Source organism: Pseudomonas sp. 67(2021), from assembly GCF_017491835.1.
GTDB classification, from domain to species: domain Bacteria; phylum Pseudomonadota; class Gammaproteobacteria; order Pseudomonadales; family Pseudomonadaceae; genus Aquipseudomonas; species Aquipseudomonas atacamensis.
Map to the genome: position 1 here is coordinate 21,362 of NZ_JAFGYL010000010.1, position 25,131 is coordinate 46,492.

General features: G+C 60.6%; 24 protein-coding genes. 13 read left to right on the top strand and 11 right to left on the bottom strand.

The window, feature by feature from the left end; translation table 11 throughout:
- The first annotated feature begins 60 nt into the window (after positions 1 to 60).
- Positions 61 to 492, top strand: coding sequence for a hypothetical protein (locus tag J5M66_RS14190; protein ID WP_076563430.1), 432 nt, complete (start codon positions 61 to 63; stop codon positions 490 to 492).
- A gap of 70 nt (positions 493 to 562) precedes the next feature.
- Here the strand turns inward: J5M66_RS14190 and J5M66_RS14195 are convergent, their stop codons facing one another.
- The 6 genes from J5M66_RS14195 to J5M66_RS14220 all read right to left on the bottom strand — a co-directional run bounded on the left by J5M66_RS14195 (position 563) and on the right by J5M66_RS14220 (position 6,875).
- A complete protein-coding gene (locus J5M66_RS14195; RefSeq protein ID WP_123442191.1) occupies positions 563 to 847 on the bottom strand; it encodes a hypothetical protein in 285 nt (94 codons plus the stop codon).
- A 194-nt stretch (positions 848 to 1,041) separates the two neighbouring features.
- Complete coding sequence (locus J5M66_RS14200; RefSeq protein WP_207808167.1) at positions 1,042 to 1,326, bottom strand: hypothetical protein; 285 nt, start codon at positions 1,324 to 1,326, stop codon at positions 1,042 to 1,044.
- A gap of 193 nt (positions 1,327 to 1,519) precedes the next feature.
- A complete protein-coding gene (locus tag J5M66_RS14205) occupies positions 1,520 to 2,068 on the bottom strand; it encodes a cupin domain-containing protein (protein ID WP_003226097.1) in 549 nt (182 codons plus the stop codon).
- A gap of 351 nt (positions 2,069 to 2,419) precedes the next feature.
- Positions 2,420 to 3,703 carry an FAD-binding oxidoreductase gene (locus tag J5M66_RS14210; RefSeq protein ID WP_122603010.1) on the bottom strand — a complete coding sequence of 428 codons (1,284 nt, stop codon included), beginning with the start codon at positions 3,701 to 3,703 and terminating at the stop codon, positions 2,420 to 2,422.
- A gap of 49 nt (positions 3,704 to 3,752) precedes the next feature.
- Positions 3,753 to 5,243: an aldehyde dehydrogenase gene (locus J5M66_RS14215; RefSeq protein WP_207808166.1), complete on the bottom strand. Its 1,491-nt coding sequence runs from the start codon at positions 5,241 to 5,243 to the stop codon at positions 3,753 to 3,755.
- Positions 5,244 to 5,498: 255 nt separating this feature from the next.
- On the bottom strand, positions 5,499 to 6,875 hold the full coding sequence (locus tag J5M66_RS14220) for a glutamine synthetase family protein (RefSeq protein ID WP_007918694.1): 1,377 nt from the start codon (positions 6,873 to 6,875) through the stop codon (positions 5,499 to 5,501).
- A 282-nt stretch (positions 6,876 to 7,157) separates the two neighbouring features.
- Between J5M66_RS14220 and J5M66_RS14225 the strand changes: the two genes are divergently transcribed.
- The 5 genes from J5M66_RS14225 to J5M66_RS14245 all read left to right on the top strand — a co-directional run bounded on the left by J5M66_RS14225 (position 7,158) and on the right by J5M66_RS14245 (position 12,505).
- Positions 7,158 to 7,919: a gamma-glutamyl-gamma-aminobutyrate hydrolase family protein gene (locus J5M66_RS14225; RefSeq protein ID WP_207808165.1), complete on the top strand. Its 762-nt coding sequence runs from the start codon at positions 7,158 to 7,160 to the stop codon at positions 7,917 to 7,919.
- A gap of 369 nt (positions 7,920 to 8,288) precedes the next feature.
- Positions 8,289 to 9,431: a polyamine ABC transporter ATP-binding protein gene (gene potA, locus J5M66_RS14230; RefSeq protein ID WP_207808164.1), complete on the top strand. Its 1,143-nt coding sequence runs from the start codon at positions 8,289 to 8,291 to the stop codon at positions 9,429 to 9,431.
- Positions 9,428 to 10,342, top strand: coding sequence for an ABC transporter permease subunit (locus J5M66_RS14235; protein WP_024013334.1), 915 nt, complete (start codon positions 9,428 to 9,430; stop codon positions 10,340 to 10,342). Before potA ends, J5M66_RS14235 begins: the two co-directional genes overlap by 4 nt.
- Positions 10,339 to 11,211, top strand: a complete 873-nt coding sequence (locus tag J5M66_RS14240) for an ABC transporter permease subunit (protein WP_207808163.1) — start codon at positions 10,339 to 10,341, stop codon at positions 11,209 to 11,211. Before J5M66_RS14235 ends, J5M66_RS14240 begins: the two co-directional genes overlap by 4 nt.
- A gap of 196 nt (positions 11,212 to 11,407) precedes the next feature.
- Complete coding sequence (locus J5M66_RS14245; RefSeq protein ID WP_095182000.1) at positions 11,408 to 12,505, top strand: polyamine ABC transporter substrate-binding protein; 1,098 nt, start codon at positions 11,408 to 11,410, stop codon at positions 12,503 to 12,505.
- A gap of 260 nt (positions 12,506 to 12,765) precedes the next feature.
- Here J5M66_RS14245 and thpR read toward each other — a convergent pair whose 3' ends face one another.
- Positions 12,766 to 13,305, bottom strand: a complete 540-nt coding sequence (gene thpR / locus J5M66_RS14250; protein ID WP_207808162.1) for an RNA 2',3'-cyclic phosphodiesterase — start codon at positions 13,303 to 13,305, stop codon at positions 12,766 to 12,768.
- Between the two features lie 107 nt (positions 13,306 to 13,412).
- Here thpR and J5M66_RS14255 point away from each other — a divergent pair, with 107 nt between their 5' ends.
- Positions 13,413 to 13,607, top strand: coding sequence for a hypothetical protein (locus J5M66_RS14255; protein WP_110600946.1), 195 nt, complete (start codon positions 13,413 to 13,415; stop codon positions 13,605 to 13,607).
- 65 nt (positions 13,608 to 13,672) lie between these two features.
- On the opposite strand, the gene J5M66_RS14260 is transcribed toward J5M66_RS14255, so the two are convergent.
- A complete protein-coding gene (locus tag J5M66_RS14260; protein WP_207808161.1) occupies positions 13,673 to 14,815 on the bottom strand; it encodes an HlyD family secretion protein in 1,143 nt (380 codons plus the stop codon).
- A complete protein-coding gene (locus J5M66_RS14265; RefSeq protein ID WP_073471236.1) occupies positions 14,812 to 16,467 on the bottom strand; it encodes an MFS transporter in 1,656 nt (551 codons plus the stop codon). Before J5M66_RS14265 ends, J5M66_RS14260 begins: the two co-directional genes overlap by 4 nt.
- A gap of 379 nt (positions 16,468 to 16,846) precedes the next feature.
- Here J5M66_RS14265 and J5M66_RS14270 point away from each other — a divergent pair, with 379 nt between their 5' ends.
- The 6 genes from J5M66_RS14270 to J5M66_RS14295 all read left to right on the top strand — a co-directional run bounded on the left by J5M66_RS14270 (position 16,847) and on the right by J5M66_RS14295 (position 23,021).
- Positions 16,847 to 18,070: an OprD family porin gene (locus J5M66_RS14270; protein WP_243432857.1), complete on the top strand. Its 1,224-nt coding sequence runs from the start codon at positions 16,847 to 16,849 to the stop codon at positions 18,068 to 18,070.
- A 272-nt stretch (positions 18,071 to 18,342) separates the two neighbouring features.
- Complete coding sequence (locus J5M66_RS14275; RefSeq protein ID WP_207808159.1) at positions 18,343 to 19,167, top strand: NAD(P)-dependent oxidoreductase; 825 nt, start codon at positions 18,343 to 18,345, stop codon at positions 19,165 to 19,167.
- Between the two features lie 44 nt (positions 19,168 to 19,211).
- On the top strand, positions 19,212 to 20,105 hold the full coding sequence (locus J5M66_RS14280; RefSeq protein ID WP_206421941.1) for an SMP-30/gluconolactonase/LRE family protein: 894 nt from the start codon (positions 19,212 to 19,214) through the stop codon (positions 20,103 to 20,105).
- 61 nt (positions 20,106 to 20,166) lie between these two features.
- On the top strand, positions 20,167 to 21,138 hold the full coding sequence (locus tag J5M66_RS14285) for a TRAP transporter substrate-binding protein (RefSeq protein WP_151552482.1): 972 nt from the start codon (positions 20,167 to 20,169) through the stop codon (positions 21,136 to 21,138).
- A gap of 75 nt (positions 21,139 to 21,213) precedes the next feature.
- On the top strand, positions 21,214 to 21,741 hold the full coding sequence (locus J5M66_RS14290) for a TRAP transporter small permease (protein ID WP_207808158.1): 528 nt from the start codon (positions 21,214 to 21,216) through the stop codon (positions 21,739 to 21,741).
- A complete protein-coding gene (locus tag J5M66_RS14295; protein ID WP_016775191.1) occupies positions 21,741 to 23,021 on the top strand; it encodes a TRAP transporter large permease in 1,281 nt (426 codons plus the stop codon). The genes J5M66_RS14290 and J5M66_RS14295 overlap by 1 nt, the downstream gene beginning before the upstream one ends.
- A 51-nt stretch (positions 23,022 to 23,072) precedes the next feature.
- Here the strand turns inward: J5M66_RS14295 and J5M66_RS14300 are convergent, their stop codons facing one another.
- Both J5M66_RS14300 and J5M66_RS14305 read right to left on the bottom strand, forming a co-directional pair.
- On the bottom strand, positions 23,073 to 23,873 hold the full coding sequence (locus J5M66_RS14300; RefSeq protein ID WP_071172845.1) for a sulfite exporter TauE/SafE family protein: 801 nt from the start codon (positions 23,871 to 23,873) through the stop codon (positions 23,073 to 23,075).
- Positions 23,874 to 23,883: 10 nt separating this feature from the next.
- Positions 23,884 to 25,128 carry an FAD/NAD(P)-binding oxidoreductase gene (locus tag J5M66_RS14305; protein WP_207808157.1) on the bottom strand — a complete coding sequence of 415 codons (1,245 nt, stop codon included), beginning with the start codon at positions 25,126 to 25,128 and terminating at the stop codon, positions 23,884 to 23,886.
- Positions 25,129 to 25,131: the final 3 nt, after the last annotated feature.

Here is a 25,131-nt window from a genome sequence, read left to right on the forward strand (position 1 = left end):
CGAAACCAGACAAGCGCCAAATCACCGATCAGACGCGGCGCCATTGGAGAGGAATTGCCGATGAAAACCCGACTGCTGCTCCTGATCGCCACGTTCGCCATCATCCCCACCTGCGTCATGGCTGAAGGCTGCGACGTGCAGACCCGCTCCTCCAGCGCCTCGGTGCCAGCGGTGGAAACCCACAGCTGCTACGAATACGAAGGCATGCCCGTGGACTCCATCAACTGGTCCTGCAGCAACGAAAGCAAGGACACCCTCAACGCCACCAAGAAAAAAGTCGATCGCTGCGACGACCACTACCAGGCCACCTGCACCGCCCGCCTCACCCAGGAATCCTTGGCCAACCCGCACTCGACCAGCAAAGACAAAAGCGCCAAACCGCTGAACATGCCCGACAACGCCAAAGTCACCACGTATTACTACGACGGCGAGCACCTGGCGCAGGCAAAGATTGATTGTGAGAACAGCGGCGGGAACTGGAAGGCTAAGTAACCTCGGTCATCGAGGATTGCCTGATAGAAAGCCCGGCTTGATGCCGGGCTTGCTGCATCTGCAAACAGCTTCAACCCTCACCAGCACCGTTGCTGGTGCCGCTGTCGTTCGATTGCTTCGAACCACTGGGTTTGGAACCCGAAGGTGTCGAGCCGTCATTGTTGGTGGTGTTGCCCTGCGTGCCTTTGGGCACGGTGGCCCCATTGGAATGAATGTCTTCCGGCGCACTCGGGTTGGTCTGGCTATTGCCGTCGTTAGCGGTGGGTGCCGGGGTGTCGCTGGCGGCTGTTGCGTAGAGCGAAGTGGCCGATACCAATGTAGCTAGCGTCAGTGCGGCGATTTTGGATGGGCGCATGTTGGCGGTTCCTTTGCGGGGGTAAGGTATGCATTGGAATAAGGCGAGCGGCGAAAATGCAGAGGGGCTGACGAATGGCAAAAATAACCAAACCCGGCACCTCGGAAGAGACATCGGATCATCGAAAAAACAAATTCTCATACACAGAAAAAAGCCCGGCTTGATAGGCCGGGCTTTCGAGTACGACATCCCCATCAACCACCGCCGCTGCCCCCACTGCTGCTACCGGATGGTTGCCCCGCGGGGCTGGGTTTGGAGGCAGATGGCACCGGCCCATTGTCGGTTTTGCCACCATCACCACCTTCGGGCAGTGAATCGGCATCCGGGTCGGCATTGGTGGCTGGAGACGCCGGTTCACGAGTCTGGCTGGTGCCGTCGCTCGCCTTCGGAGTCGACGTTTCGCCAGCCGCTAGCGCATACGGCGCGCTGCCGAAAAGCAACGCCGCGAGGGTAATCATCGCAAATCTATGGTTCAGCATGGTTGCTCTTCCTTTGCGTGGGGAGTTACAGCATTGGAAGAGGCTGTGGGGCGAACGTGCGATGCGCCGGACGAGTGGTTATCGGCCAAAGGCTCGCGCAATTTCCACGTCTGAAAACTTCGCAGGAAAACACTGCATGTGGCCCGCGCTGTCCTAACATCAACCTTAATGAAGCAATGCGAAACGCAAGCCCTCAAAAATTCGCCGGCGTATTCGCACTGATAATCTCCGCCTCATCCGCGCCGATATTCCGGAATTTATGCGGCAACGTCGTCGGAAAGTAATAACCATCCCCGGCATTCAGCACACTCACCTGCCCGTCCACGGTCAGCTCCACCGTGCCGCGCGTGACCAGCCCGCACTCTTCGCCTTCGGCATGCACGATCGGCTCTTCGCCGGAGCTGGCGCCGGGGGCGTATTGTTCGCGGAGCAGGCGCATCTGCCGGCTGGGCACCGAGGCGCCGATGAGCAGCAGGCGCAGGCCGTGGCGGCCGAGGTCGGGTTGTTCATTGGCGCGGAACACGTATTGATGTTCGCGCGGGGGCTGGTCGAAGGTGAAGAAGTCGGCCAGGGACATCGGTATGCCTTCGAGCAGCTTTTTCAGCGAGCTGACGGAGGGGCTGACGCGGTTCTGTTCGATCAGCGAGATGGTCGCGTTGGTCACGCCGCTACGCCGGGCGAGCTCGCGCTGGGAGAGTTTGTAGCTTTCGCGTACTAGTTTGAGTCGAGAACCCGTATCCATGACAGCCTTATGTAAGAGCGACTTAAGGGCGATGGGGGTGGGTGGCGGGTGACGCGCAGGTCGCGCGGATCACGTTGCTCCCGTGTCCCGGAACCGTGAAAGGCGGCTATTAAATCACGTTTGCCGGTGTTGCTCAGCAGGTTCGATGGATGGTGATCGAAATGAGCTGGCTGGCGATTATTGCGGACAAATAAAAAACTTGTGGGAGCTGGCTTGCCAGCGATTGGATGGCACATTCAACATCCCTTTTGCTGAAAGACCGCAATCGCTGGCAAGCCAGCTCCCACAGGTTTTGTGTGCTGTTTAGGGAAAAACCGGCGAGGTCTTTCGGACCGTCACCGGTGAGGTCAATCAGACGCCGAAGCGGTCGCGCAGGGAGTAGTAGACGGCGCCGAGTGCGGTGAGCGGTGCGGAGAAGGTGCGGCCGCCGAGCATCGGCATGTGCGGCAGCGAGGCGAAGGCGTTGAAGCGTTCGGCGTCGCCGCGGATCATTTCCGAGATCAGTTTGCCGGCCAGGTGCGAGCAGGTGACGCCGTGGCCGCTGTAGCCCTGCATGTAGTAGGCGTTCTTTTCGATACGGCCGAATTGCGGCATGCGCGACATGGTCAGCAGGAAATTGCCGGTCCAGCGGTAGTCGATCTTCACGTCTTTGAGCTGCGGAAAGGTCTTGAGGATCTTCGGCCGGATCAGTTGCTCGATATCGTCCGGCTCCCGCGCGCCGTAGACCACACCACCACCGTAAAGCAGGCGGTTGTCAGCGGTCAGGCGGTAGTAATCCAGCAGGTAGTTGCAGTCCTCGACGCAGTAATTATTGGTGATCAGACTGCGTGCCTGCTGCTCGGTCAGCGGTTCGGTGACGACGATCTGCGAGCCGCACGGCATGCTTTTCGCGGTGACGCGGTTGTCGAGGCCTTGCGGCAGATAAGCATTGCCGGCGATCAACAGGTATTTGGCGCGGACCAGACCTTTGGCAGTGCGCACGGTGATCGGCTCGCCGTAGGTGATTTCCACCGCCGCCGATTGCTCGTAGATCTTGCCGCCCAAACGCACGATGGCGGCGGCTTCGCCGAGGGCCAAGTTCAATGGATGAACGTGGCCACCCTGCATGTCCAGCAAGCCGCCAACGTAGGCGTCGGAGCCGACTTCGCGACGAATATCCGCAGCATCAAGCATCTTCAGATTGCGGTTGCCGTAGCGTTCCCAGTTGCGCTTCTGCTCGGCCAGGCCGTTGAGCTGTTTCTTGTTCATCGCCGCGAAAATACCGCCCGGGCGGTAGTCGCACTTGATGTCGTAATCCTTGATGCGCGAACGAATGATATCGGCGCCTTCGAAGATCATGCTGCCGAGGATTTCTGCAGTCTTGTCGCCGTAGCGTTCTTCGATGACATCGACGTCGCGGCTGTAGGAGTTGACCAGTTGGCCGCCATTGCGACCGCTGGCGCCGTAGCCGACTTTCGCCGCTTCCAGCACCGTGACTTTGTAGCCGGCTTCGCTGAGGAACAGTGCCGAGGACAGGCCCGTGTAGCCGGCGCCGATGATGCAGACATCGCAGTCCACTGCCTCTTCGAGAACCGGGAAGTCGATGACTTCGTTGCGGGTGGCAGCGTAGTAGCTGTTTACGTGTTGCTGTTTCATAGGTTTCTCCGAGGGCCGCCAGTCAGGGGCGGCCGCCGCTGTAAAAGAATCAGAGCTTGATCCAGGTCGCTTTCAGTTCGGTGTACTTGTCGAACGCGTGCAGCGATTTGTCGCGGCCGTTGCCCGACTGTTTGAAGCCACCGAACGGCGCAGTCATGTCGCCGCCGTCGTACTGGTTGACCCAGACGCTGCCGGCGCGCAGGCCGCGGGCGAAGGTGTGCGCCTTGCTCAGGTTGCTGGTCCACACCCCGGCGGCGAGGCCGAAGATGCTGTCGTTGGCGATTTGCAGGGCTTCTTCGGCAGTGTCGAAGGTGATCAGCGAAAGCACCGGGCCGAAGATTTCTTCCCTGGCGATGGTCATTGCGTTGGTCACGCCGTCGAAAATCGCTGGCTGCACGTAAAGGCCGCCGGTTTCTTCGAGGGTGCGTTGGCCGCCGGCAATCAGCTCGGCGCCCTGCTCGCGGCCGATGCTGATATAGCGCAGCACGTTGTCGAGCTGACGCTGGTCGACCACGGCGCCAACGGTGGTCGCCGGATCCAGCGCATGCCCGGGTTTCCACGCCTGCAGCGCTTCCACCAGCAGCGGGATGAACTGCTCGCGAATCGAGCGCTCGACCAACAGACGCGAGCCGGCAGTGCAGACTTCGCCCTGGTTGAAGGCGATGGCACTGGCTGCTGCCTGGGCTGCCGCGCGCAGGTCCGGGGCGTCGGCGAACACCACGTTCGGGCTCTTGCCGCCGGCCTCGAGCCAGACGCGTTTCATGTTGCTCTGCCCGGCATAGATCATCAGCTGCTTGGCGATCGCCGTGGAGCCGGTGAAGGCCAGCACGTCGACGTCCATGTGCAACGCCAATGCCTTGCCGACGGTGTGGCCGTAGCCCGGCAGCACGTTGAACACGCCCTTCGGAATACCCGCCTCCAGCGCCAGTTGCGCGATGCGGATAGCGGTCAGCGGTGATTTTTCCGAAGGCTTGAGGATGAACGAGTTACCCGCCGCCAGCGCCGGGGCGAATTTCCAGCTGGCCATGATCAGCGGGAAATTCCACGGCACGATCGCCGCGACCACGCCGGATGGCTCGCGAGTCACGAGGCCGAGTTGATCGTGCGGCGTGGCGGCAACTTCGTCGTAGATCTTGTCGATGGCCTCGGCGCTCCAGCGGATCGCGTTGGCGGTCGCCGGGATGTCGATGTTCATCGAATCGCTGATCGGTTTGCCCATATCGAGGGTTTCCAGCAGCGCCAGTTCTTCCTGGTGCTGCAGGATCAGATCGGCGAAGCGGATCAGCACGCGCTTGCGCTCGGCCGGGGCTTTTTTCGCCCAGATGCCGGAGTTGAACGACTGGCGCGCGGCTTCGACGGCCAGGTTGGCGTCGGCTTCATCGGTGCTGGCGACGGCGGCAAGAAAGCGGCCATCGACCGGGCTCAGGCATTCGAAGGTGTCGCCGCTGATCGCCGGGCGATATTCACCGTCGATGAAGGCGCGGGATTCGATGGACAGGGACTGGAAGCGTTGTTCCCAGTCGTTGCGGGTTGTGGTCATTGTTTTTGAGCTCGACAAGGGGGAATTTGGGGGTTGGTCTGGTTGCTTTGCCTGGCCGGGAATCGCTGCCCTCACCCTAGCCCTCTCCCAGAGGGAGAGGGGACCGATCGGGGGATGTCTGGTAACTGCGCCGACCTGAAAAATCTTTGCCGAATCCATCATCGACTGGATCGTTCAGGTCGCCGGATATCTCCAGACGACGCGGTCAGTCCCCTCTCCCTCCGGGAGAGGGTTAGGGTGAGGGGCTTTTGATCTTCAGACCGTATGCAGATACCAGTTGTACTCAAGGTCTGAGATCGAGTTCTCGAACTCGGCCAGCTCGCTTTCCTTGCACGCGACGAATACGTCGATGTACATCGGGTCGATGTAGCGCGCCATGACTTCGCTGTCGTCGAGTTCGCGCAAGGCGTCGCGCAGGTTGTTCGGCAGGCTCTGCTCGTTCTGCTCGTAACTGTTGCCTTCGACCGGGGCGCCGGGCTCGATCTGGTTGGTCAGGCCGTGGTGAATGCCGGCCAACACTGAAGCCATCAGCAGGTACGGGTTGGCATCGGCACCGGCGACGCGGTGTTCGATGCGCACGGCGTCCGCTGAACCGGTCGGCACGCGCACGGCCACGGTGCGGTTGTCGATGCCCCAGCTCGGCGAGTTCGGCACATAGAACTGTGCGCCGAAGCGGCGGTACGAATTGACGTTCGGGCAGAGGAACGCCATTTGCGCCGGCAGGGTCTCGAGCACACCGCCGATCGCGTGACGCAGTGCGGCGTTCTGCTCGGGATCCTCGCTGGCGAAGATGTTGTTGCCTTCTTTATCCAGAATCGAAATGTGCACGTGCAAACCATTGCCGGCCTGGCCCGGATAAGGCTTGGCCATGAAGGTCGTGTCCATCTCGTGGTCGTAGGCGATGTTCTTCACCAGACGCTTGAGCAGGACCGCGTAATCGCACGCCTTGATCGGGTCGGAGACGTGATGCAGGTTGACTTCGAACTGCGCCGGGGCGCTTTCCTTGACGATCGCATCAGCGGGAATGCCCTGCTCTTTCGCGCCTTCGAGGATGTCTTGCAGGCAGTCGACGTATTCGTCGAGGTCGTCGATCAGGTAAACCTGGGTCGACACCGGACGCTTGCCGGATACCGGTGAACGTGGCGATTGCGGACGGCCATTCACGTTGTCCTGGTCGATCAGGTAGAACTCGAGTTCGAACGCCGCGCAGATGGTCAGGCCGAGGTCGTCGAATTTGCGCACAACGTTGGCCAGCACTTCACGCGGGTCGGCGAAGAACGGCTGGCCTTCGATCTCGTGCATGGTCATCAGCAGTTGAGCGGTCGGGCGTTTTTGCCACGGCTCGATGCTCAGGGTGCCGGGGATCGGATAACAGATGCGATCGGCATCGCCGATATCCAGGCCCAGGCCGGTGCTTTCCACCGTCGAGCCGTTGATGTCCAGCGCAAAGAGCGACGCCGGCAGGTTGATGCCTTTTTCGTACACCTTATGAAGACTGGTGCGTTCGATGCGCTTGCCGCGCACCACACCGTTCATATCCGCAATCAGAAGGTCGACGTACAAAACCTCAGGATATTTCTTAAGGAATGCGTTGGCTTCGTTGAGTTGAACGGTACGCAGAGGGACCGACATGATGCACCTATTTAGCTGTTAATTATTATGTTCACCACTGTGTTGCGCAGCCAGTCAATCCGAAAGGCAAAGTGAAGTCAATAGCGAACACCCTGCCCTGCAGCCTTTATTTTTCGGGCCTTTCTTAACACTCTCGTGCCATATCCGCCGGCAAACCCCGGTAAACCTGAGCGATTTGATGAACGGCGTTTAGAATTTTTTACATGGCAGTTGTTAATTAAAATCAACGAGGCTAAGCTCCGGAAAAGCTCGTTCAAGTGACAGACTTCGAGGTGAATAAAAATGGCATTCAAGCCATTGATCGGCGTTACTGCGTGCGTCAAACAGATTGGCCTGCACCCCTATCACATCAGCGGCGACAAGTACGTACGTGCTGTCAGCGTTGGCGCTGAAGGGTTGCCGGTGGTCATTCCTTCCCTCGGCAACCTGACTGAAATCGATGACCTGCTCGGTCAGCTCGACGGTCTGTTGCTCACCGGCTCTCCCTCGAACGTGGAGCCCTTCCACTATCAAGGCCCGGCCAGTGCCCCCGGCACGGATCATGATCCGGCCCGCGACGCCACTACTCTTCCTTTATTGCGTGCAGCCATTGCGGCGGGCGTTCCGGTGCTCGGTATCTGCCGTGGCTTCCAGGAAATGAACGTGGCCTTCGGCGGCAGCCTGCATCAGAAGGTGCACGAGCTGCCCGGCATGCTCGATCACCGTGAAGCCGACAGCCCGGATGTGGCGGTGCAATACGCCCCGGCCCATGCGGTCAGCGTGATCGCTGGCGGTGTGTTCGAAGCGCTGGAGCTGCCCGACGAATTTCAGGTCAATTCGATTCACAGTCAGGGCATCGACCGCCTCGCCCCCGGGCTGCGTGCTGAAGCCGTGGCGCCGGATGGATTGATCGAAGCGATCTCGGTCGAGCACAGCCCGACTTTCGCCCTCGGCGTGCAATGGCATCCGGAATGGCAGGTGCTGGACAACCCGAACTACCTGAGAATTTTCCAGGCGTTCGGCGCAGCGTGCCGGCAACGGGCGGCGAAGCGCAGTCAGCGCTGACGCAATCCCAAACCAGATAACGATTTACTGCCCCCACGGCTGGCGGGTGTGCGTTTGCACATCCGCCCGTCGTGAACTGCAACACCCGTGATAACAACAAGTACGACCCAGGCAGCCAGGACGGCGGCGCCGAACAAGCCGGATCGGTACGGACAAAGGCCACTCAGGTCAACGCATATCCCCTGTGGGAGCGAGCCTGCTCGCGAAAGCGGTGTATCAGCAAACGATGATGTCGACTGACACTCCGTATTCGCGAGCAGGCTCGCTCCCACAGGTTCTGCGCCAGCTGACAGGCATTCCGGACCGTTCCGCAATCCACTTAAGCCCGGCCACATTGGCCAGGCACACGACACCTGTTGGGAGTTTCACATGGCAAACGCCTCCAGCACTTACCGCAAGGCACTCGAAGGTCAGCAGCAACCGAAAAAGGTGCTGGTGAAAGTCGATCGTGTCACCAAGAAGTTCGACGAAACCGTGGCCGTGGACGATGTGTCCCTGGAGATCCATCAGGGCGAAATCTTCGCCCTGCTGGGCGGTTCCGGTTCGGGCAAATCGACGCTGCTGCGCATGCTCGCCGGTTTCGAGCGGCCGACCGAGGGGCGGATTCTGCTCGATGGCGTGGACATCACCGACATGCCGCCATACGAGCGGCCGATCAACATGATGTTCCAGTCCTACGCACTGTTCCCGCACATGACCGTGGCACAGAACATCGCCTTCGGCCTCAAACAGGACCGTTTGCCGGCCATCGAAATCGATGCCCGCGTCGAAGAAATGCTGCGTCTGGTGCACATGACCCAATACGCCAAGCGCCGCCCGCACCAGTTGTCCGGCGGCCAGCGTCAGCGCGTAGCGCTCGCCCGCTCGTTGGCCAAACGGCCGAAACTGTTGCTGCTCGACGAGCCGATGGGTGCGCTGGATAAAAAGCTGCGTTCGCAGATGCAGCTTGAGCTGGTGGAAATCATCGAGCGCGTTGGCGTGACCTGCGTCATGGTCACCCACGACCAGGAAGAAGCCATGACCATGGCCCAGCGCATCGCGATCATGCACCTGGGCTGGATCGCGCAGATCGGCAGCCCGGTGGACATTTATGAGGCGCCGGTCAGCCGCATGGTCTGCGAATTCATCGGTAACGTGAACGCTTTCGACGGCACCGTGGTGGAAGATCTGGAAGGCCACGCGATCATCCACAGCCCGGACTTGCAGCAGAAGATCTATGTCGGTCACGGCGTCAGCACGTCGGTGCAGGACAAGTCGATCACCTACGCCATCCGCCCGGAAAAAATGCTCGTCAGCACCACTCAACCGGAGTTCCGCTACAACTGGTCCGAAGGCAAGGTCCATGACATCGCTTACCTCGGCGGCCATTCGGTGTTCTACGTCGAGTTGCCCGGCGGCAAGATCGTCCAGTCGTTCATGGCCAACGCCGAACGCCGTGGCGCGCGGCCGACCTGGGACGACAAGGTCTACGTCTGGTGGGAAGACGACAGCGGCGTGGTGCTGCGCTCATGAGAACTTTCAATCAGCAATTCTTGCGCCTGGTGCCCAGCGGACGAAAACTGGTGATCGGCATTCCGTTCATCTGGCTGTTCCTGTTCTTCATGCTGCCGTTCTTTCTGGTGATGAAGATCAGCTTCTCGGAAGCCGCGCTGTCGATCCCGCCGTACTCGGAGATCTACACCTTCGCCGAACAGAAATTCCAGCTGCTGCTGAACATCGGCAACTACACCCTGCTCGGCGAAGACGAACTGTACCTGTCGGCGTATCTCGGCTCGCTGAAGGTCGCGGCACTGAGCACGCTGATGTGCCTGGTGATCGGTTTCCCGATGGCCTACGCGATCACCAAGACCGGCAAGGAAACGCAAAACGTCCTGCTGCTGTTGATCATGATGCCGACCTGGACGGCGATCCTGATCCGCGTGTATGCGTGGATGGGCATCCTCAGCAACAACGGTCTGCTCAACGGGTTCCTGATGTGGACCGGGCTCACCGATCACCCGATCGAGATCCTCAATACCAACACTGCGGTGTACATCGGCGTGGTCTATGCCTATCTGCCGTTCATGGTGCTGCCGCTCTACGCCAACCTGGTCAAGCACGACAACAGCCTGCTGGAAGCCGCGCAGGATCTGGGTTCGAGCAACTTCAACAACTTCTGGAAGATCACCGTGCCGCTGGCTAAGAACGGCATCATTGCCGGTTGCATGCTGGTGTTCATTCCGGTGGTTGGCGAGTTCGTGATCCCTGAACTGCTGGGTGGCCCGGAGACGCTGATGATCGGTCGCGTGCTGTGGCAGGAGTTCTTCAATAACCGCGACTGGCCGGTGGCTTCTGCGCTGGCGGTGGTAATGCTGTTGATCCTGATTGTGCCGATTCTGCTGTTCAACCGCAGCCAGGCCAAAGAGATGGAGGCACGGGGATGAAACGCTTCAACTTTTCCAAGTTCATGCTGATCTTTGGCTTGATGTTCATTTATCTGCCGATGCTGATCCTGGTGATCTACTCGTTCAACGCCTCGAAACTGGTGACGGTGTGGGGCGGCTGGTCGATCAAGTGGTATGTCGGCCTGCTCGACAACACGCAACTGATGGGCTCGGTGCTGCGCTCGCTGGAGATCGCCTGCTACACCGCGATTGGCGCTGTGGCACTGGGCACCCTCGCCGCCTTCGTCCTGACGCGGGTGACGCGCTTCAAGGGTCGCACGCTGTTTGGTGGCCTGGTGACCGCGCCGTTGGTGATGCCGGAAGTGATCACCGGTCTGTCGCTGTTGCTGCTGTTCGTGGCGATGGCGCAACTGATCGGCTGGCCGCAGGAGCGCGGCATCGTCACCATCTGGATCGCCCACACCACCTTTTGTGCCGCTTATGTGGCGGTGGTAGTCTCCGCGCGCCTTCGCGAGCTGGATCTGTCGATCGAAGAAGCGGCGATGGACCTCGGCGCCAAACCATTCAAAGTGTTTTTCCTCATCACCATTCCAATGATCGCGCCGTCGCTGGCCGCCGGCGGGATGATGTCGTTTGCCTTGTCGCTGGATGATCTGGTGCTGGCGAGTTTTGTCTCCGGGCCGGGCTCGACGACGCTGCCGATGGAAGTGTTCTCGGCGGTGCGCCTGGGCGTGAAGCCCGAGATCAACGCCGTGGCCAGCCTGATTCTGCTGGCAGTGTCGCTGGTGACTTTCCTGGTCTGGTATTTCGGCCGCAAGGCAGAAGCGAACCGCAAACGGGCGATTCAGGAAGCGATGGATCAGACCGCAAACGAGTCGTGGCAACAGCCGGCAGCGGCGACTGCCTGAGCAACACCGATGAACAACTGTGGCGAGGGGATTTATCCCCGTTGGGCTGCGAAGCGGCCCCTGCAGTTCTACCTGAAGACTCCGTATTCAGGTTTTGCGACTGCTACGCAGCCGAGCGCGGATAAAATCCCCTCGCCACAAGGTTCAAGTGCACCGAGCTTTTGTTTTGTTGAATAAGAAGAAGGGAGTTGTACCGATGAAAATGTTTGGCAGGACTCTGCTGACACTGTCCTTAATGGGCGCGATGGTCATGGGCGCCCAGGCCAACGACAAGGTGCTGCGTGTTTACAACTGGTCCGATTACATCGCGCCGGACACCGTGAAAAAGTTCGAAGACGAGACCGGCATTCGCGTGACCTACGACGTCTTCGACAGCAACGAAACCCTGGAAGCGCGCCTGCTCGCGGGCAAATCCGGCTACGACATCGTCGTGCCGTCGAACAGTTTTCTGGCCAAGCAGATCAAGGCCGGTGTTTATCAGCCGCTGGACAAATCGAAGCTGCCGAACTGGAAGAATCTCAACCCGGTGCTGCTGAAAAACGCCGCCGCCAGTGATCCGGACAACGCGCATGCGTTCCCGTACATGTGGGGCTCGATCGGCATCGGTTTCAACCCGGCGAAGGTCAAGGAAGTACTCGGCGCCAACGCCCCGACCAACTCCTGGGACTTGCTGTTCAAACCGGAGAACGCGGAAAAGCTCAAAGCCTGCGGCATCAGTTTCCTCGATTCGCCGACCGAAATGCTCCCGGCCGCCCTGCACTATCTGGGCTATCCGGTGAACGACAAGGACAAGGCGCACATCGCCGAAGCCGAAGCGCTGTTCATGAAAATCCGCCCTTACGTGGCGTACTTCCACTCCTCGAAGTACATCTCCGATCTGGCCAACGGCAACATCTGCGTGGCGGTCGGTTACTCCGGCGACGTCCTGCAGGCCAAGGCTCGCGCGGTGGAATCGGGCAACAACGTGGTGATCGACTACAGCATTCCCAAGGAAGGCGCCGGCAGTTTCTACGACATGGTCGCCATCCCCCGTGATGCGGCGAACGTCGACAATGCCTACCTGTTCATGGACTTCCTGATGCGCCCGGACATCATCGCCGAAGTCACCAACAGCATCGGCTACAGCAACGCCAACGCAGCGGCCACGCCACTGGTGGACGAAGCGATCCGCAACGAACCGGGCTCGTATCCTTCGCAAGCGGTGATGGCGACCTTGTATGCGGTGCCGGATCAGCCGATTGCCACGCAGCGGATCATGACGCGCGGCTGGACGCGGGTGAAGCTCGGTAAATAAGCCCGTCGGGCAACGCTGATCGACTGATCGTTCCTACGCTCCGCGTAGGAATGCCTCAATGGACGCTCTGCGTCCGCTTTGTGACGCGGAGCGTCCCGGGCTGCATTCCCACGCGGAGCGTGGGAACGATCAATGCAGTGCTGAAAATTTTCCGTTCACGCAGCGCCTTACCACCGCTGCACCCTGCTCTGAACGGCCTCACCCGGCTCCCTCGGCTCGGGTGAATTTGCAGGCGCCTTCGGGCGCCTTTTTTTGTTCGTTCAGATCAACGGCCAGTCCTGCACAACCCGATACCGACCCTTTTGCGATTCGAACAGAGCGAAGCGTTCAGCACGCAGAAAGAACTCCGGCGGCGTGCGCGCTTCCGGCTCCGGCGCGCGGTACTCGCGGGCCAGCGTCAGGTGCGGACGGAACTCGTGGGTGGGCTCGTCAAAACCGAACGGCAGCATCGCCTGTTCCAGCGCGTAGACCAGGCGCAACAACGCTGGCGGCGCCTGTTCTGGTGCCAGCGATAGCACACCGGGGCGATGCCAGACCTGCAAACGATCCAGCGCAATGCGCAACGTTTCGCCGGGAATACGCACACTGCCCGCTGCTTCGCAGACGCCATGGATTTGCGCCAGCGGCACCGCACCGAGAAACAGCAGAGTCAGATGAAAGTTATCCGTCGGCACCGGTTTGCCGCTGCGCAGGCCCAGTTCCGCGCGCCACTGGGCGATTGCCTTGCGCTGCGCCGGCGGGCAGTCCAAAGCGAAAAACAGCCGTTTCGACGGTTCATCCCTGCGCACTTCATCCATCATCGCCCTGCCCCCCATATCGTCATGATCGCGCCGATTCTACACAGCCTGTTCTGACGACTCGCGACAGGAAGCTATAGTTCAAGGATTGCCATCAACCGGAGGCTGCCATGCGCGAGATCCTCAGCAAAGAACCCTGGTGGGCCCGGCCACCACATCCCGGACAGGACGAAAGCGAACTGGAATGGGGCTGGCTGGTGCATTACAGCGAAGGCGAACCGCGCTTCGAATTCGTTCGCGAGAGGCCCAGCGACGAGCAGATTCGCAACCGCAAAAGTTGCCGGGTCACTCCCTCGGCCGAGTGAATAGACCCTGTGAGCACTAATCCTGTGGGAGCGAGCAGGCTCGCTCCCACAGGGTCATGCATTGATCAGTGGGGTTGGGTGTCGCCGGCGGCGGTGTCGATGCTGACAACCACTGACATCCCCGGCCGCAAGCGTTCTTCTTCCTGCTGGTCGGGATCGATGTTGATGCGCACCGGCACGCGCTGGGCGATCTTGACGAAGTTGCCGGTGGCGTTGTCGGCCTGCAGCAAGGCAAATTCCGAGCCGGTGCCCGGCGAAATATGCTGCACGTGGCCGGTGAATCTGCGGTGGTTCAAGGCGTCGACGGTAAAGCGTACCGGTTGCCCGACCCGCACGTTGGCCATCTGGGTTTCCTTCATGTTGGCGATCACCCACTTCTGGTCCGGGACCAACGCCATCAACTGCGCGCCGGAGTTGACGTAGGCGCCGAGGCGCACGCCGATCTGCCCGAGCTGACCGTCGCGCGGGGCGACAATTCGCGTGTTCGACAGATCGATCCGCGCCAGTTGCACCGCCGCTTCGGCACTGGCCACGGCGGCCTCCAGCGAGCCGCGATTGACGATCACCGTTTGCAGATCCTGCCGGGCGATTTCCAGATTGGCCTTGGCCTGCGCCACAGAAGCCGTGCTTTGCGCGTTGGCAGCGAGGGTCACGTCAAATTCGCGCTTGGACACCGAGCCGTCGCGCACCAGCTCCTGATTACGCCGCAGATCCGCCTCGCTCTTGCGCAACTGCGCCTGGCTGTCGGCAAGCACCGCCTGACGCAATTTGATCGTCGCTTCGGCGCTGTTGCGCTGCTGCACGACGTTGGCCAGTCCGGCCTTCTGTACTGCCAGTTGTGCCAAGGACTGGTCGAGGCGTTGCTGATAAATGCGGTCGTCCAGACGCACCAGCAGATCCCCAGCCTTGACGTACTGGAAGTCCTGGACCGGCACCTCGAACACATAGCCGCTGAGCTGCGGCCCGATGATCGTCACCTGCCCGCGAATCAAGGCGTTTTCGGTGGTTTCGACCGCACTGCTGAATGGCGGCAGTTGCCACGCATACAGCACGATCAGCACGCCGACGATGGCGATTGCGGCAAAGCCCAGCGAAGAGATGATCCGCACCCGCAGCGAACGCGGCGCGGTATTCGGTGACGATGGCGGCGCCTCCCCTTCAGGCGTGGCGGCGATGGCGTTGGTGGTTGTGGTGGTCGGTTCGGTCATGAAGAAGTGGCACCGCTGGGTGGTACGGAAGGTGTCGGCTCAATGGCTTTGGTGGTGCTCATCAGCCACAACGCGCGAATCGAAAGCCAGATCATGGTCAGGACGGCAATGACCGCAATCAGCATGAAGACATCGTTATAGGCCAGCACGTTCGCTTCGCGTGTCGCCGCATTGGCGAGGCTGCGCATGCCGGCCAGATTGCGCAGGCTCGGGTCGGCGAGCAAACCGCCGAACGCCGAGCCGCCGCTCTGCACTCGCGCAGCCACCAAGGGATCGGACATCACCAGATGATCGACGATGTGGCTGGAATGGTACTTCTCCCGCACGATCTGAAAAGTGCCAAGCAACGCCGCGCCGAGCAGTCCGCCGAGGTTGTTGCAGATCCCGAACAGCACGGAAAAACTCACCAGGTTGCGCGGATTGGTCAGCACGTTACGCGTGCCGAAGACCATGGTCGGGCCGAGAAAAAACGTACTGCCGAACGCCAGCAGGAACTGGCTGAAATACATGTTTTCGGGGCGGGTCAGGTTGTTCGAGAAGCTGTCCATCACCGAACCGGTGGCCATCAGCGCCAAGGAAATGATCAACGGCATCAGCAGGTGTTTGGGATCGATGGTCAACGCGCTGGTGGCAAGCCCGGCGATGCTGCCGATCAGCATCACCACATACAGACTGTGCAATTGCTCATAGCCCATGTTGAGGTTCTGCATGAAACCGACCGCGCCGGTGGATTGCTCCGAGGTGACCATGCGAATCAGGGTCACCGCCAGCGCGAGGCGGATCATCGTTCCGCTGCCCAGCCAGCGGGTCATCAGCATCGGGTTGCTGCGGTTATGCTCGATGGCCAGGCCCATGATGATCAGCGCGATCGAACAGGCCAGCGCCACGCCGATCCAGTCTGCCTCCAGCCACCAGTCGATCCGCCCCAGCGACAGCACCGCGCACAACAACGCCACACCCGTGGCGAGGATGGCGAAGGTGAGGAAATCGAGTTTTTCAAAGGTCTTGAAGCGGTCACCGGGCGGCAACTTCAGCAGCAACACACAGCCGAGTGACAGCAGGGCCATGCCCAATTCGAACAAGTACAAACCGCGCCATTCGGCGATCTGCAACAGGTCTTCGGAAAACAGCCGCGCCAGCGGTAACGCCAACTGCGACGTGCCGAGGCCGAGTACCAACGCTTTGAGCCGCCATTTCGCCGGGAATGCCTGGACCATGTAATACAGACCCAGCGAGCTCAGCGCCGCACCGACCATGCCGTGCGCTGCTCGCACCGCCACTGCCGAGTTCAGATCGTTGACGAACAAATGGCCGAAGGTCACCAGTGCATACAGCACCAGAAATACTTCGGTGAATGCGCGCAAACCGAACTGCTGGCGAAACTTCACCAACAGCAGGTTCATCGACACGTTGGTCATCACATACGCCGCCGGCAGCCAGGCCATCTCCGCCGTGGTCGCGCCGAGCGAGCCTTGCAGGTAAGGCAGGTTGGCAACCACCAGCGAGTTGCCCAGCCCACCGGTCACCGCCACCAGTACACCGACCGCCGCATACGCCAGGCGCTTGGGCGTGGAGTGCAGTGGTGTCGACGGAGAACCGGGCAGGCTGGGCTTTTCGTGGGGTTGCCAGTTGCGCGGGGCGTATTTATCCATGGATCGGCCTGGTGCTGGGGGTGAGGGAAGTTTGCCGCAATTTGACAGGCAATACACGACTCGACGGACACCAAGGAACCCGGTGGGAGCGAGCCTGCTCGCGAAAGCGCGTGTCAGTCGACAACTTCATTGAAGGAAAGTCCGCAATCGCGAGCAGGCTCGCTCCCACAGGGGTTCGGCGTCGCATGGGAGGTCATCGCTAACTTCCAGTTGACAATCCCCGTAAATCTGGGAAATATCCGCATCGATGTTGTACGACGACGTATGACAAATAATAAAAACAACAAACGATCCAGGGAGCGTCACAGTGAGCCCACTCGCCCGCAATTCCGTCCGCCCGTCACGTTTTGCCCATTTCAAGCCGCGTTCGACCCTCAGCCTGATCGGTTGCAGCAGTCTAGTCCTGGCCCTGCCCATGAGCGCTGATGCCGAAGGCTTTCTCGACGATAGCAAAGCCACGCTGAACCTGCGCAACGCCTACTTCAACCGCAACTTCGTCAACCCGGCCAATCCGCAGGGCAAGGCTGAAGAGTGGACGCAGAACTTCATTCTCGACGCCAAATCCGGCTTCACCCAGGGCACCGTCGGCTTCGGCCTCGACATCCTAGGCATGTACTCGCAGAAGCTCGATGGTGGCAAAGGCACTGGCGGTACGCAGTTGTTGCCGATCCATGATGACGGCCGCCCGGCCGACAACTTCGGTCGCCTAGGCGTGGCGCTGAAAGCCAAAGTCTCGAAGACCGAACTGAAAGTCGGTGAATGGATGCCGGTGCTGCCGATCCTGCGCTCCGACGACGGCCGCTCCCTGCCGCAGACCTTTCGCGGTGGCCAGATCACGTCCACCGAGATCAACGGCCTGACCGTCTACGGCGGCCAGTTCCGTGGCAACAGCCCGCGCAACGACGCGAGCATGGAAGACATGTCGATGAACGGCCGCGGTGCATTCACCTCCGATCGCTTCAACTTCGGCGGCGGCGAATACAGCTTCAACGAAAAACGCACCATGGTCGGCGTGTGGTACGCCGAGCTCACCGACATCTATCAGCAGCAGTATTTCAACCTCAGCCACAGCCAGCCGATGGGCGACTGGACGCTGGGCGCCAACCTCGGTTTCTTCACCGGCAAGGAAGACGGCAGCGCTCAGGCCGGCGACCTCGACAACAAGACCGCGTTCGCCCTGCTCTCGGCCAAGTACGGCGGCAACACTTTCTACGTCGGCCTGCAGAAACTCACCGGCGACGATGCCTGGATGCGCGTCAACGGCACCAGCGGCGGCACCCTGGCCAACGACAGTTACAACGCCAGTTATGACAACGCCAAAGAGCGCTCCTGGCAGGTGCGTCACGACTACAACTTCGTTGCGCTGGGCGTGCCTGGCCTGACCCTGATGAACCGCTACATCAGCGGCGATAACGTACACACCGCCACCACCAATGACGGCAAGGAATGGGGCCGCGAATCGGAACTGGCCTACACCGTGCAGAGCGGCCCGCTGAAGAACCTCAACGTGAAATGGCGCAACGCGACCATTCGCCGGGACTTCAGCACCAACGAATTTGACGAGAACCGGATTTTTATCAGCTATCCGATTTCGTTGTTGTAACGGTTGGCGGTTTACCCTGTGGGAGCGAGCCTGCTCGCGAAAGCGCCGGACCAGTCGATTTGTTCTGACTGGCACACCGCATTCGCGAGCAGGCTCGCTCCCACAAGGGGATTGCATTGCAAGGCAGGTATCGGGTCTTGAGAAAATGAATCGCCCCTTCCGTCATCTACACCAAAAGTCGCGTTGACAAGATCCGGAAACCCTACCGATACTTCAGCGCAGTCATACGACAACCTACAACAAACCTAATAACAATGTGTTCAGGGATTGCCATGACGTCTACCTCTACCCCCCGCACTCCTTTCAACCGCCTGCTGCTGACCGGTGCCGCCGGCGGTCTGGGCAAAGTGTTGCGCGAACGCCTGCGCCCTTACGCCAATGTGCTGCGCCTGTCCGACATCGCCGCCCTCGCCCCGGCCGTCGATGACCACGAAGAAGTCGTGCTCTGCGACCTCGCCGACAAGCAAGCCGTGCATCAACTGGTCGAAGGGGTCGATGCGATCCTGCATTTCGGCGGCGTCTCGGTCGAGCGCCCGTTCGAAGAAATCCTCGGTGCCAACATCTGCGGCGTGTTCCACATTTACGAAGCGGCGCGCAAGCACGGTGTGAAGCGGGTGATCTTCGCCAGCTCCAACCACGTCATCGGTTTCTACAAACAGGACCAACAGCTCGACGCCACTTCGGCGCGTCGTCCCGATGGTTACTACGGCTTGTCCAAGTCCTACGGCGAAGACATGGCCAGTTTCTACTTCGATCGCTACGGCATCGAAACCGTCAGCATCCGCATCGGCTCCTCGTTCCCCGAACCGCAGAACCGCCGGATGATGCACACCTGGCTGAGCTTCGACGATCTCACGCAACTGCTCGAACGCTCGCTGTACACACCAAACGTCGGCCACACCGTGGTCTACGGCATGTCCGCCAACAAAGATGTCTGGTGGGACAACCGCTACGCCAGCCACCTCGGTTTCGAAGCCAAGGACACCTCGGAAGTGTTCCGCGACAAGGTCGAAGCGCAACCGATGCCAGCCGACGATGATCCGGCGCGGATCTATCAGGGCGGCGCTTTCGTCGCAGCAGGCCCGTTCGGCGATTGATCGCTCGACTTGATCCCCCTCCAATAAAAACCAAGGGAATGAGTATGCAAGCCGAATTGATCGTCGACGCCCGCAACGCGGTCGGTGAAAGCCCGGTCTGGGTGCCGCAGGAAAACGCCCTGTACTGGGTCGACATCCCCAACGGCGGACTGCAACGCTGGAGCGCTGACACTGGCCATGTTGCCTCGTGGAAGGCCCCGGAAATGCTCGCCTGCATCACCCGCCACCGCAGTGGTGGCTGGGTCGCTGGCATGGAAAGCGGCTTCTTTCGCCTGCACCCGCACAGCGACGGCAGCCTCGACAGCGAATTGCTCGCCACCGTCGAGCACAGCCGCGCCGACATGCGCCTCAACGACGGTCGCTGCGATCGCCAAGGGCGTTTCTGGGCCGGCAGCATGGTGCTGAACATGGGCCTGAACGCGCTTGAAGGCCGGCTCTATCGCTACGGCGCCGGGCAGACGGGCGTGGTCGAAGCGCAGCTGGATGGCTTCATCGTGCCCAACGGCCTCGCTTTCAGCCCTGACGGCAAGACCATGTACCTGTCGGATTCGCACCCCAACGTGCAACTGATCTGGGCCTTCGATTACGACACCGAGACCGGCACGCCATCGAATCGCCGAATCTTCGTCGACATGAATCATTTCCCCGGCCGCCCCGATGGCGCCGCCGTGGATGCCGAAGGCTGCTACTGGATCTGCGCCAACGACGCCGGCCTGATCCACCGCTTCGCCCCGGACGGCCGACTGGATTTCTCGCTGGAAGTACCGGTGAAGAAACCGACCATGTGCGCTTTCGGCGGCAGCAACCTGGACACCTTGTTTGTCGCCTCGATTCGCCCCGGCGATGACCACGACCCGCAATCCCTGGCCGGCGGCGTGTTCGCCCTGAAGCCAGGCGTCAAAGGCCTCGCCGAACCGCAATTCAACGATTTGCTTTAGACCCTCTGCTGCACCGCTGCGCCTTGAACACAAAAATAACAAGACTGGAGACTCACCCCCCATGAACTTCAAACGCACCTTGCTCGCCGCTGCACTCCCGCTGATGTTCACCTTCGCTGGTGCCGCTCAGGCACTGGAACTTAAAGTCGCCGACATCCACCCCAAGGGTTATCCCACCGTGGAAGCCGAAGAAAGCATGGGCAAGACCCTGACCAAGGAAACCAACGGCGAGCTGACCTTCAAGTACTTCCCGGGCGGTGTACTCGGTTCGGAAAAGGAAGTTATCGAGCAGATGCAATTCGGCGCGATACAGATGTCTCGCGTCAGCCTGGGTATCGTCGGCCCTGTGGTGCCGGATGTGAACGTGTTCAACATGCCGTTCATTTTCCGCGACCAGCAACATATGCGTAACGTCATCGATGGCCCGGTGGGCGATGAGATTCTCGACAAGATCACCAACTCCGAATTCAAATTGGTGGCCCTGGCGTGGATGGACGGCGGTACACGCAACATCTACACCAAAAAACCGGTGCGCAAGCTCGAAGACCTCAAGGGCATGAAAATTCGCGTGCAAGGCAACCCGATGTTCATCGACATGATGAACGCCATGGGTGCCAACGGTATCGCCATGGACACCGGCGAAATCTTCAGCGCCCTGCAGACCGGCGTGATCGACGGCGCGGAAAACAACCCGCCGACCCTGCTCGAACACAACCACTTCCAGAACGCCAAGTTCTACAGCCTGACCGGTCACCTGATCCTGCCGGAGCCGATCGTGATGTCGAAAATCACTTGGGAAAAACTCACTCCGGATCAACAGCAACTGGTGAAAAAAGCTGCCAAGGCTGCCCAGGCTGAAGAGCGCGTACTGTGGGACAAGAAGTCCGCTGCCAGTGAAGAAAAACTCAAGGCCGCCGGCGTCGAGTTCATCACCGTTGACAAGAAACCTTTCTACGACGCTACGGCCTCCGTTCGCGAGAAATACGGCGCGCCTTATGCCGATCTGATCAAAAAGATCGAAGCCGTTCAGTAACGCCTCCTGCTCTGTACTCATGAAAAAGGCCCGGCGCGCCAGCGGTTCAGGCGCGCCCGGTTACGGTGGAACCCGATGAAGAATCTGCTGCTGCGTATCAACGACAAGATCTACATGACGTGCATCTGGGTCGCCGGCCTCTCCGTCCTGGCGATTTCCCTGATGATTCCCTGGGGCGTCTTCGCCCGTTACGTGCTCGGCACCGGCTCCAGCTGGCCAGAGCCGACGGCGATCCTGCTGATGATGGTGTTCACCTTCATCGGCGCCGCCGCCAGTTACCGCGCCGGTGCGCACATGGCCGTGGCCATGCTCACCGACCGCATGCCACCGCAGCTGAAATCCGCAGCGGCGATTTTTTCGCAACTGCTGATGGCGGCCATCTGCATCTTCATGACCATCTGGGGCACCAAGCTGTGCATCTCCACCTGGAACCAGTTCATGGCCGCCCTGCCCGATCTGCGGGTTGGCGTGACCTATCTGCCGATCCCCCTGGGCGGCTTGCTGACGCTGATTTTTGTCGTGGAAAAACTCTTGCTCGGTGACCAGAGCAAACGTCGGGTCGTGCAGTTCGACCTGGTTGAAGAAAGTGAAGGTGCCGTTTAATGGACGCTCTGATCCTGCTGGGCAGTTTTATCGTATTGATCCTGATCGGCATGCCGGTCGCTTACGCGTTGGGCGCCGCTGCGCTGATCGGCGCTTGGTGGATCGACATTCCATTCCAGGCGGTGATGATCCAGGTCGCCTCGGGGGTGAACAAATTCTCGCTGCTGGCCATTCCGTTCTTCGTCCTCGCCGGCGCGATCATGGCCGAGGGCGGCATGTCCCGGCGGTTGGTGGCGTGTGCCGGGGTGCTGGTAGGTTTCGTCCGTGGTGGCCTGTCACTGGTCAACATCGTGGCATCGACCTTCTTCGGTGCGATCTCCGGTTCGTCAGTGGCCGACACCGCGTCGGTGGGTTCGGTACTGATCCCGGAAATGGAACGCAAGGGCTATCCACGCGACTTCTCCACCGCCGTGACCGTCAGCGGTTCGGTGCAAGCTTTGCTGACCCCGCCAAGCCACAACTCGGTGCTCTACTCGCTGGCCGCTGGCGGTACGGTGTCGATCGCTTCGCTGTTCATGGCCGGCATCGTCCCGGGCCTGCTGATGAGCGCCTGCCTGATGGTGCTGTGCCTGATTTTCGCGAAAAAGCGCAACTACCCCAAGGGCGAAGTGATTCCGATGCGCCAGGCGCTGAAGATCGTCGGCGAAGCCCTGTGGGGCATGATGGCGATGGTGATCATCCTCGGTGGCATTCTCTCGGGTATTTTCACCGCCACTGAATCGGCGGCCATCGCGGTACTTTGGTCATTCTTCGTGACCATGTTCATCTACCGCGACTACAAATGGAGCGAACTGCCCAAGCTGATGCACCGCACGGTGCGCACCATCTCCATTGTGATGATCCTGATCGGTTTCGCCGCCAGCTTCGGCTACATCATGACCCTGATGCAGATTCCGGCGAAAATCACCACGCTGTTCCTGACCCTGTCGGACAACCGCTACGTGATCCTGATGTGCATCAACGTCATGCTGCTGTTGCTTGGCACGGTGATGGACATGGCGCCGCTGATCCTGATCCTCACGCCGATCCTGATGCCAGTGATCATGGGTATTGGTGTCGATCCGGTGCAGTTCGGCATGATCATGCTGGTCAACCTGGGGATCGGATTGATAACACCGCCGGTGGGCGCCGTGCTCTTCGTCGGCTCGGCGGTGGGCAAGGTCAGTATCGAAAGCACCGTAAAAGCGCTGCTGCCGTTCTATGGCGTGCTGTTCCTGGTGCTGCTGCTGGTGACCTACGTGCCGGCGATTTCGCTGTGGCTGCCGCACCTGGTGTTGTAACCCGCTGAGAAGATCGCAGCCTCGTGTAAGGAGGCTGCGATCTTTTGCTCTTCACGCCCGCAACAACATGTACCCCGCCACCACCAGACAGACACTGGCAAACCCCACCTGCAACGCCCGCGCCGGCACCTGCGCGCACAGCCTGCGACCGATGAGCATGCCAACGATGCTGGCGACAATGAACGCCGCGCCCTGGCTGTCGATACGCACCCCCGCATGAAACGCGCCGATCACCCCGATCGCGGAAATCAGACTGATCACCATCAATGACGTCGCAACGATGCCGCGCATCTGCACATCGGTCAGTTGCTTGAACGCCGGCACGATCAGAAAGCCGCCGCCGACGCCCAGTAAACCCGAAACCACGCCAGTAACTGCTCCCAGTGCAGCCAGGGTGGCGGTGCATTTGGCGGTCCAGTCGAAGCGCCCGGTCTGCTCGTTGAGCATGCAGTTTTTCTGCCCCCAACTGGCATGGCCGTGATCGCTCGGCCCCGCTTGCTGACGCTCCTTTCTGAACATTCGCCAGGCGACCAGGACCATCAGCAGGCTGAACAGGATCATCAGAATCTTTTCCGGCAACTGATGCGCGAAGTAGATCCCCAGCGGCGAAAACACCGCGCCCAACGCGGCGATCAACAGCGCCGCGCGGTAACGCACCAGGCCATGGCGCAAACCATCGACCGCCCCGACCGCAGCCGCGCTGCCGACCGCAAACAAGGCTACCGGCGCCGCTTGCGTCATCGTCCAGCCGAGCCCGAGCACCAGCGCCGGCACCGCGAGAATCCCGCCGCCCGCGCCGGTCAGGCCGAGGACCAAACCCATCACCACGCCAAACAGACTTGCCAGCAACATAGAAGTTTTCTCAGTCGACCCTGGACAGACGCGTCAGCCACTCGCGGCCCTTGAGCATGCCGTGCCAGTAGAACCACGGCAGCAGCATCGCTTTCAGCCACCATGCCGAACGGCGGGCCACGGTCGGGTCCAGCGGGAAAGTCGGCAGCAGTTTGCCGCCATAGCCGAACTCGGCGAGGATCACCTTGCCCTTCTCCACCGTCAGCGGGCACGAGCCGTAGCCGTCGTACTTGAGCGGCAGCGGCTGTTGTTTGCGCGCGGCCAGCAGGTTCTGCGCAACGACGACCACCTGCTTGCGCACCGCCGCCGCGGTTTTCGCGTTGCTGGTGCCGCAGATATCGCCCAGTGCGAACACCTCGGGATAGCGCGGATGCTGCAGGCTGTGCGGATCGACTTCGCACCAACCGCCGGCATCGGCCAGCGCACTCTGGGCGATGAAATCCGGCGCGACTTGTGGCGGCACGACGTGCAGCAGATCGAAGGTTTTTGCCACGCGGCTGACGTTGCCGTCGGCGTCCTTGACGTCAAACCACGCGGTTTTCGCCGGGCCGTCGACTTTGACAAGATTCGAGTTGAACGCCAGTTGCGCGTCGTACTGTTCGATGTACTTCATCAACGGCGGCACAAAGGTCGGCACGCCAAACAGCGCAGCGCCAGCGAGGTTGAATTCGACATTGATGTCTTTCAGCACGGCGGATTTGCGCCAGTAATCGCAAGACAGATACAGGGCCTTCTGCGGCGCGCCGGCACATTTGATCGGCATCGCTGGTTGGGTGAACAGCGCCCGGCCGTCGCGCAGTTTCTGCACTTGATCCCAGGTGTACTGGGCGTGTTGATAGCTGTAGTTGGAGGTGACGCCGTGCTGGCCGAGGCTTTCCTGCAAGCCTTCGATTTTCTCCCAGGCCAGGCGCAGGCCGGGGCAGACGATCAGGTTCTGATAGCTGACGGTGCGCTGGTCGTCGAGGGTGAGTTGGCGGCTTTGCGGGTCGATGGCGCTGACACTGGCCTGAATCCACGTCGCCTGACGCGGCATGACTTTGCTCATCGGCCTGACGGTGTCTTTCACATCAAACGCACCACCGCCGACCAGCGTCCACGCCGGTTGATAGTAGTGCTGTGAACTCGGTTCGATCACGGTGACTTTGAGCTGCGGGTCACGCTTGAGCAGGCTGGCGACAAAACCGATGCCGGCCGTGCCACCGCCGATGACCACGATGTCCGCACTGATGGATGGGCCCCAGTGTTGATCGTTCATTGC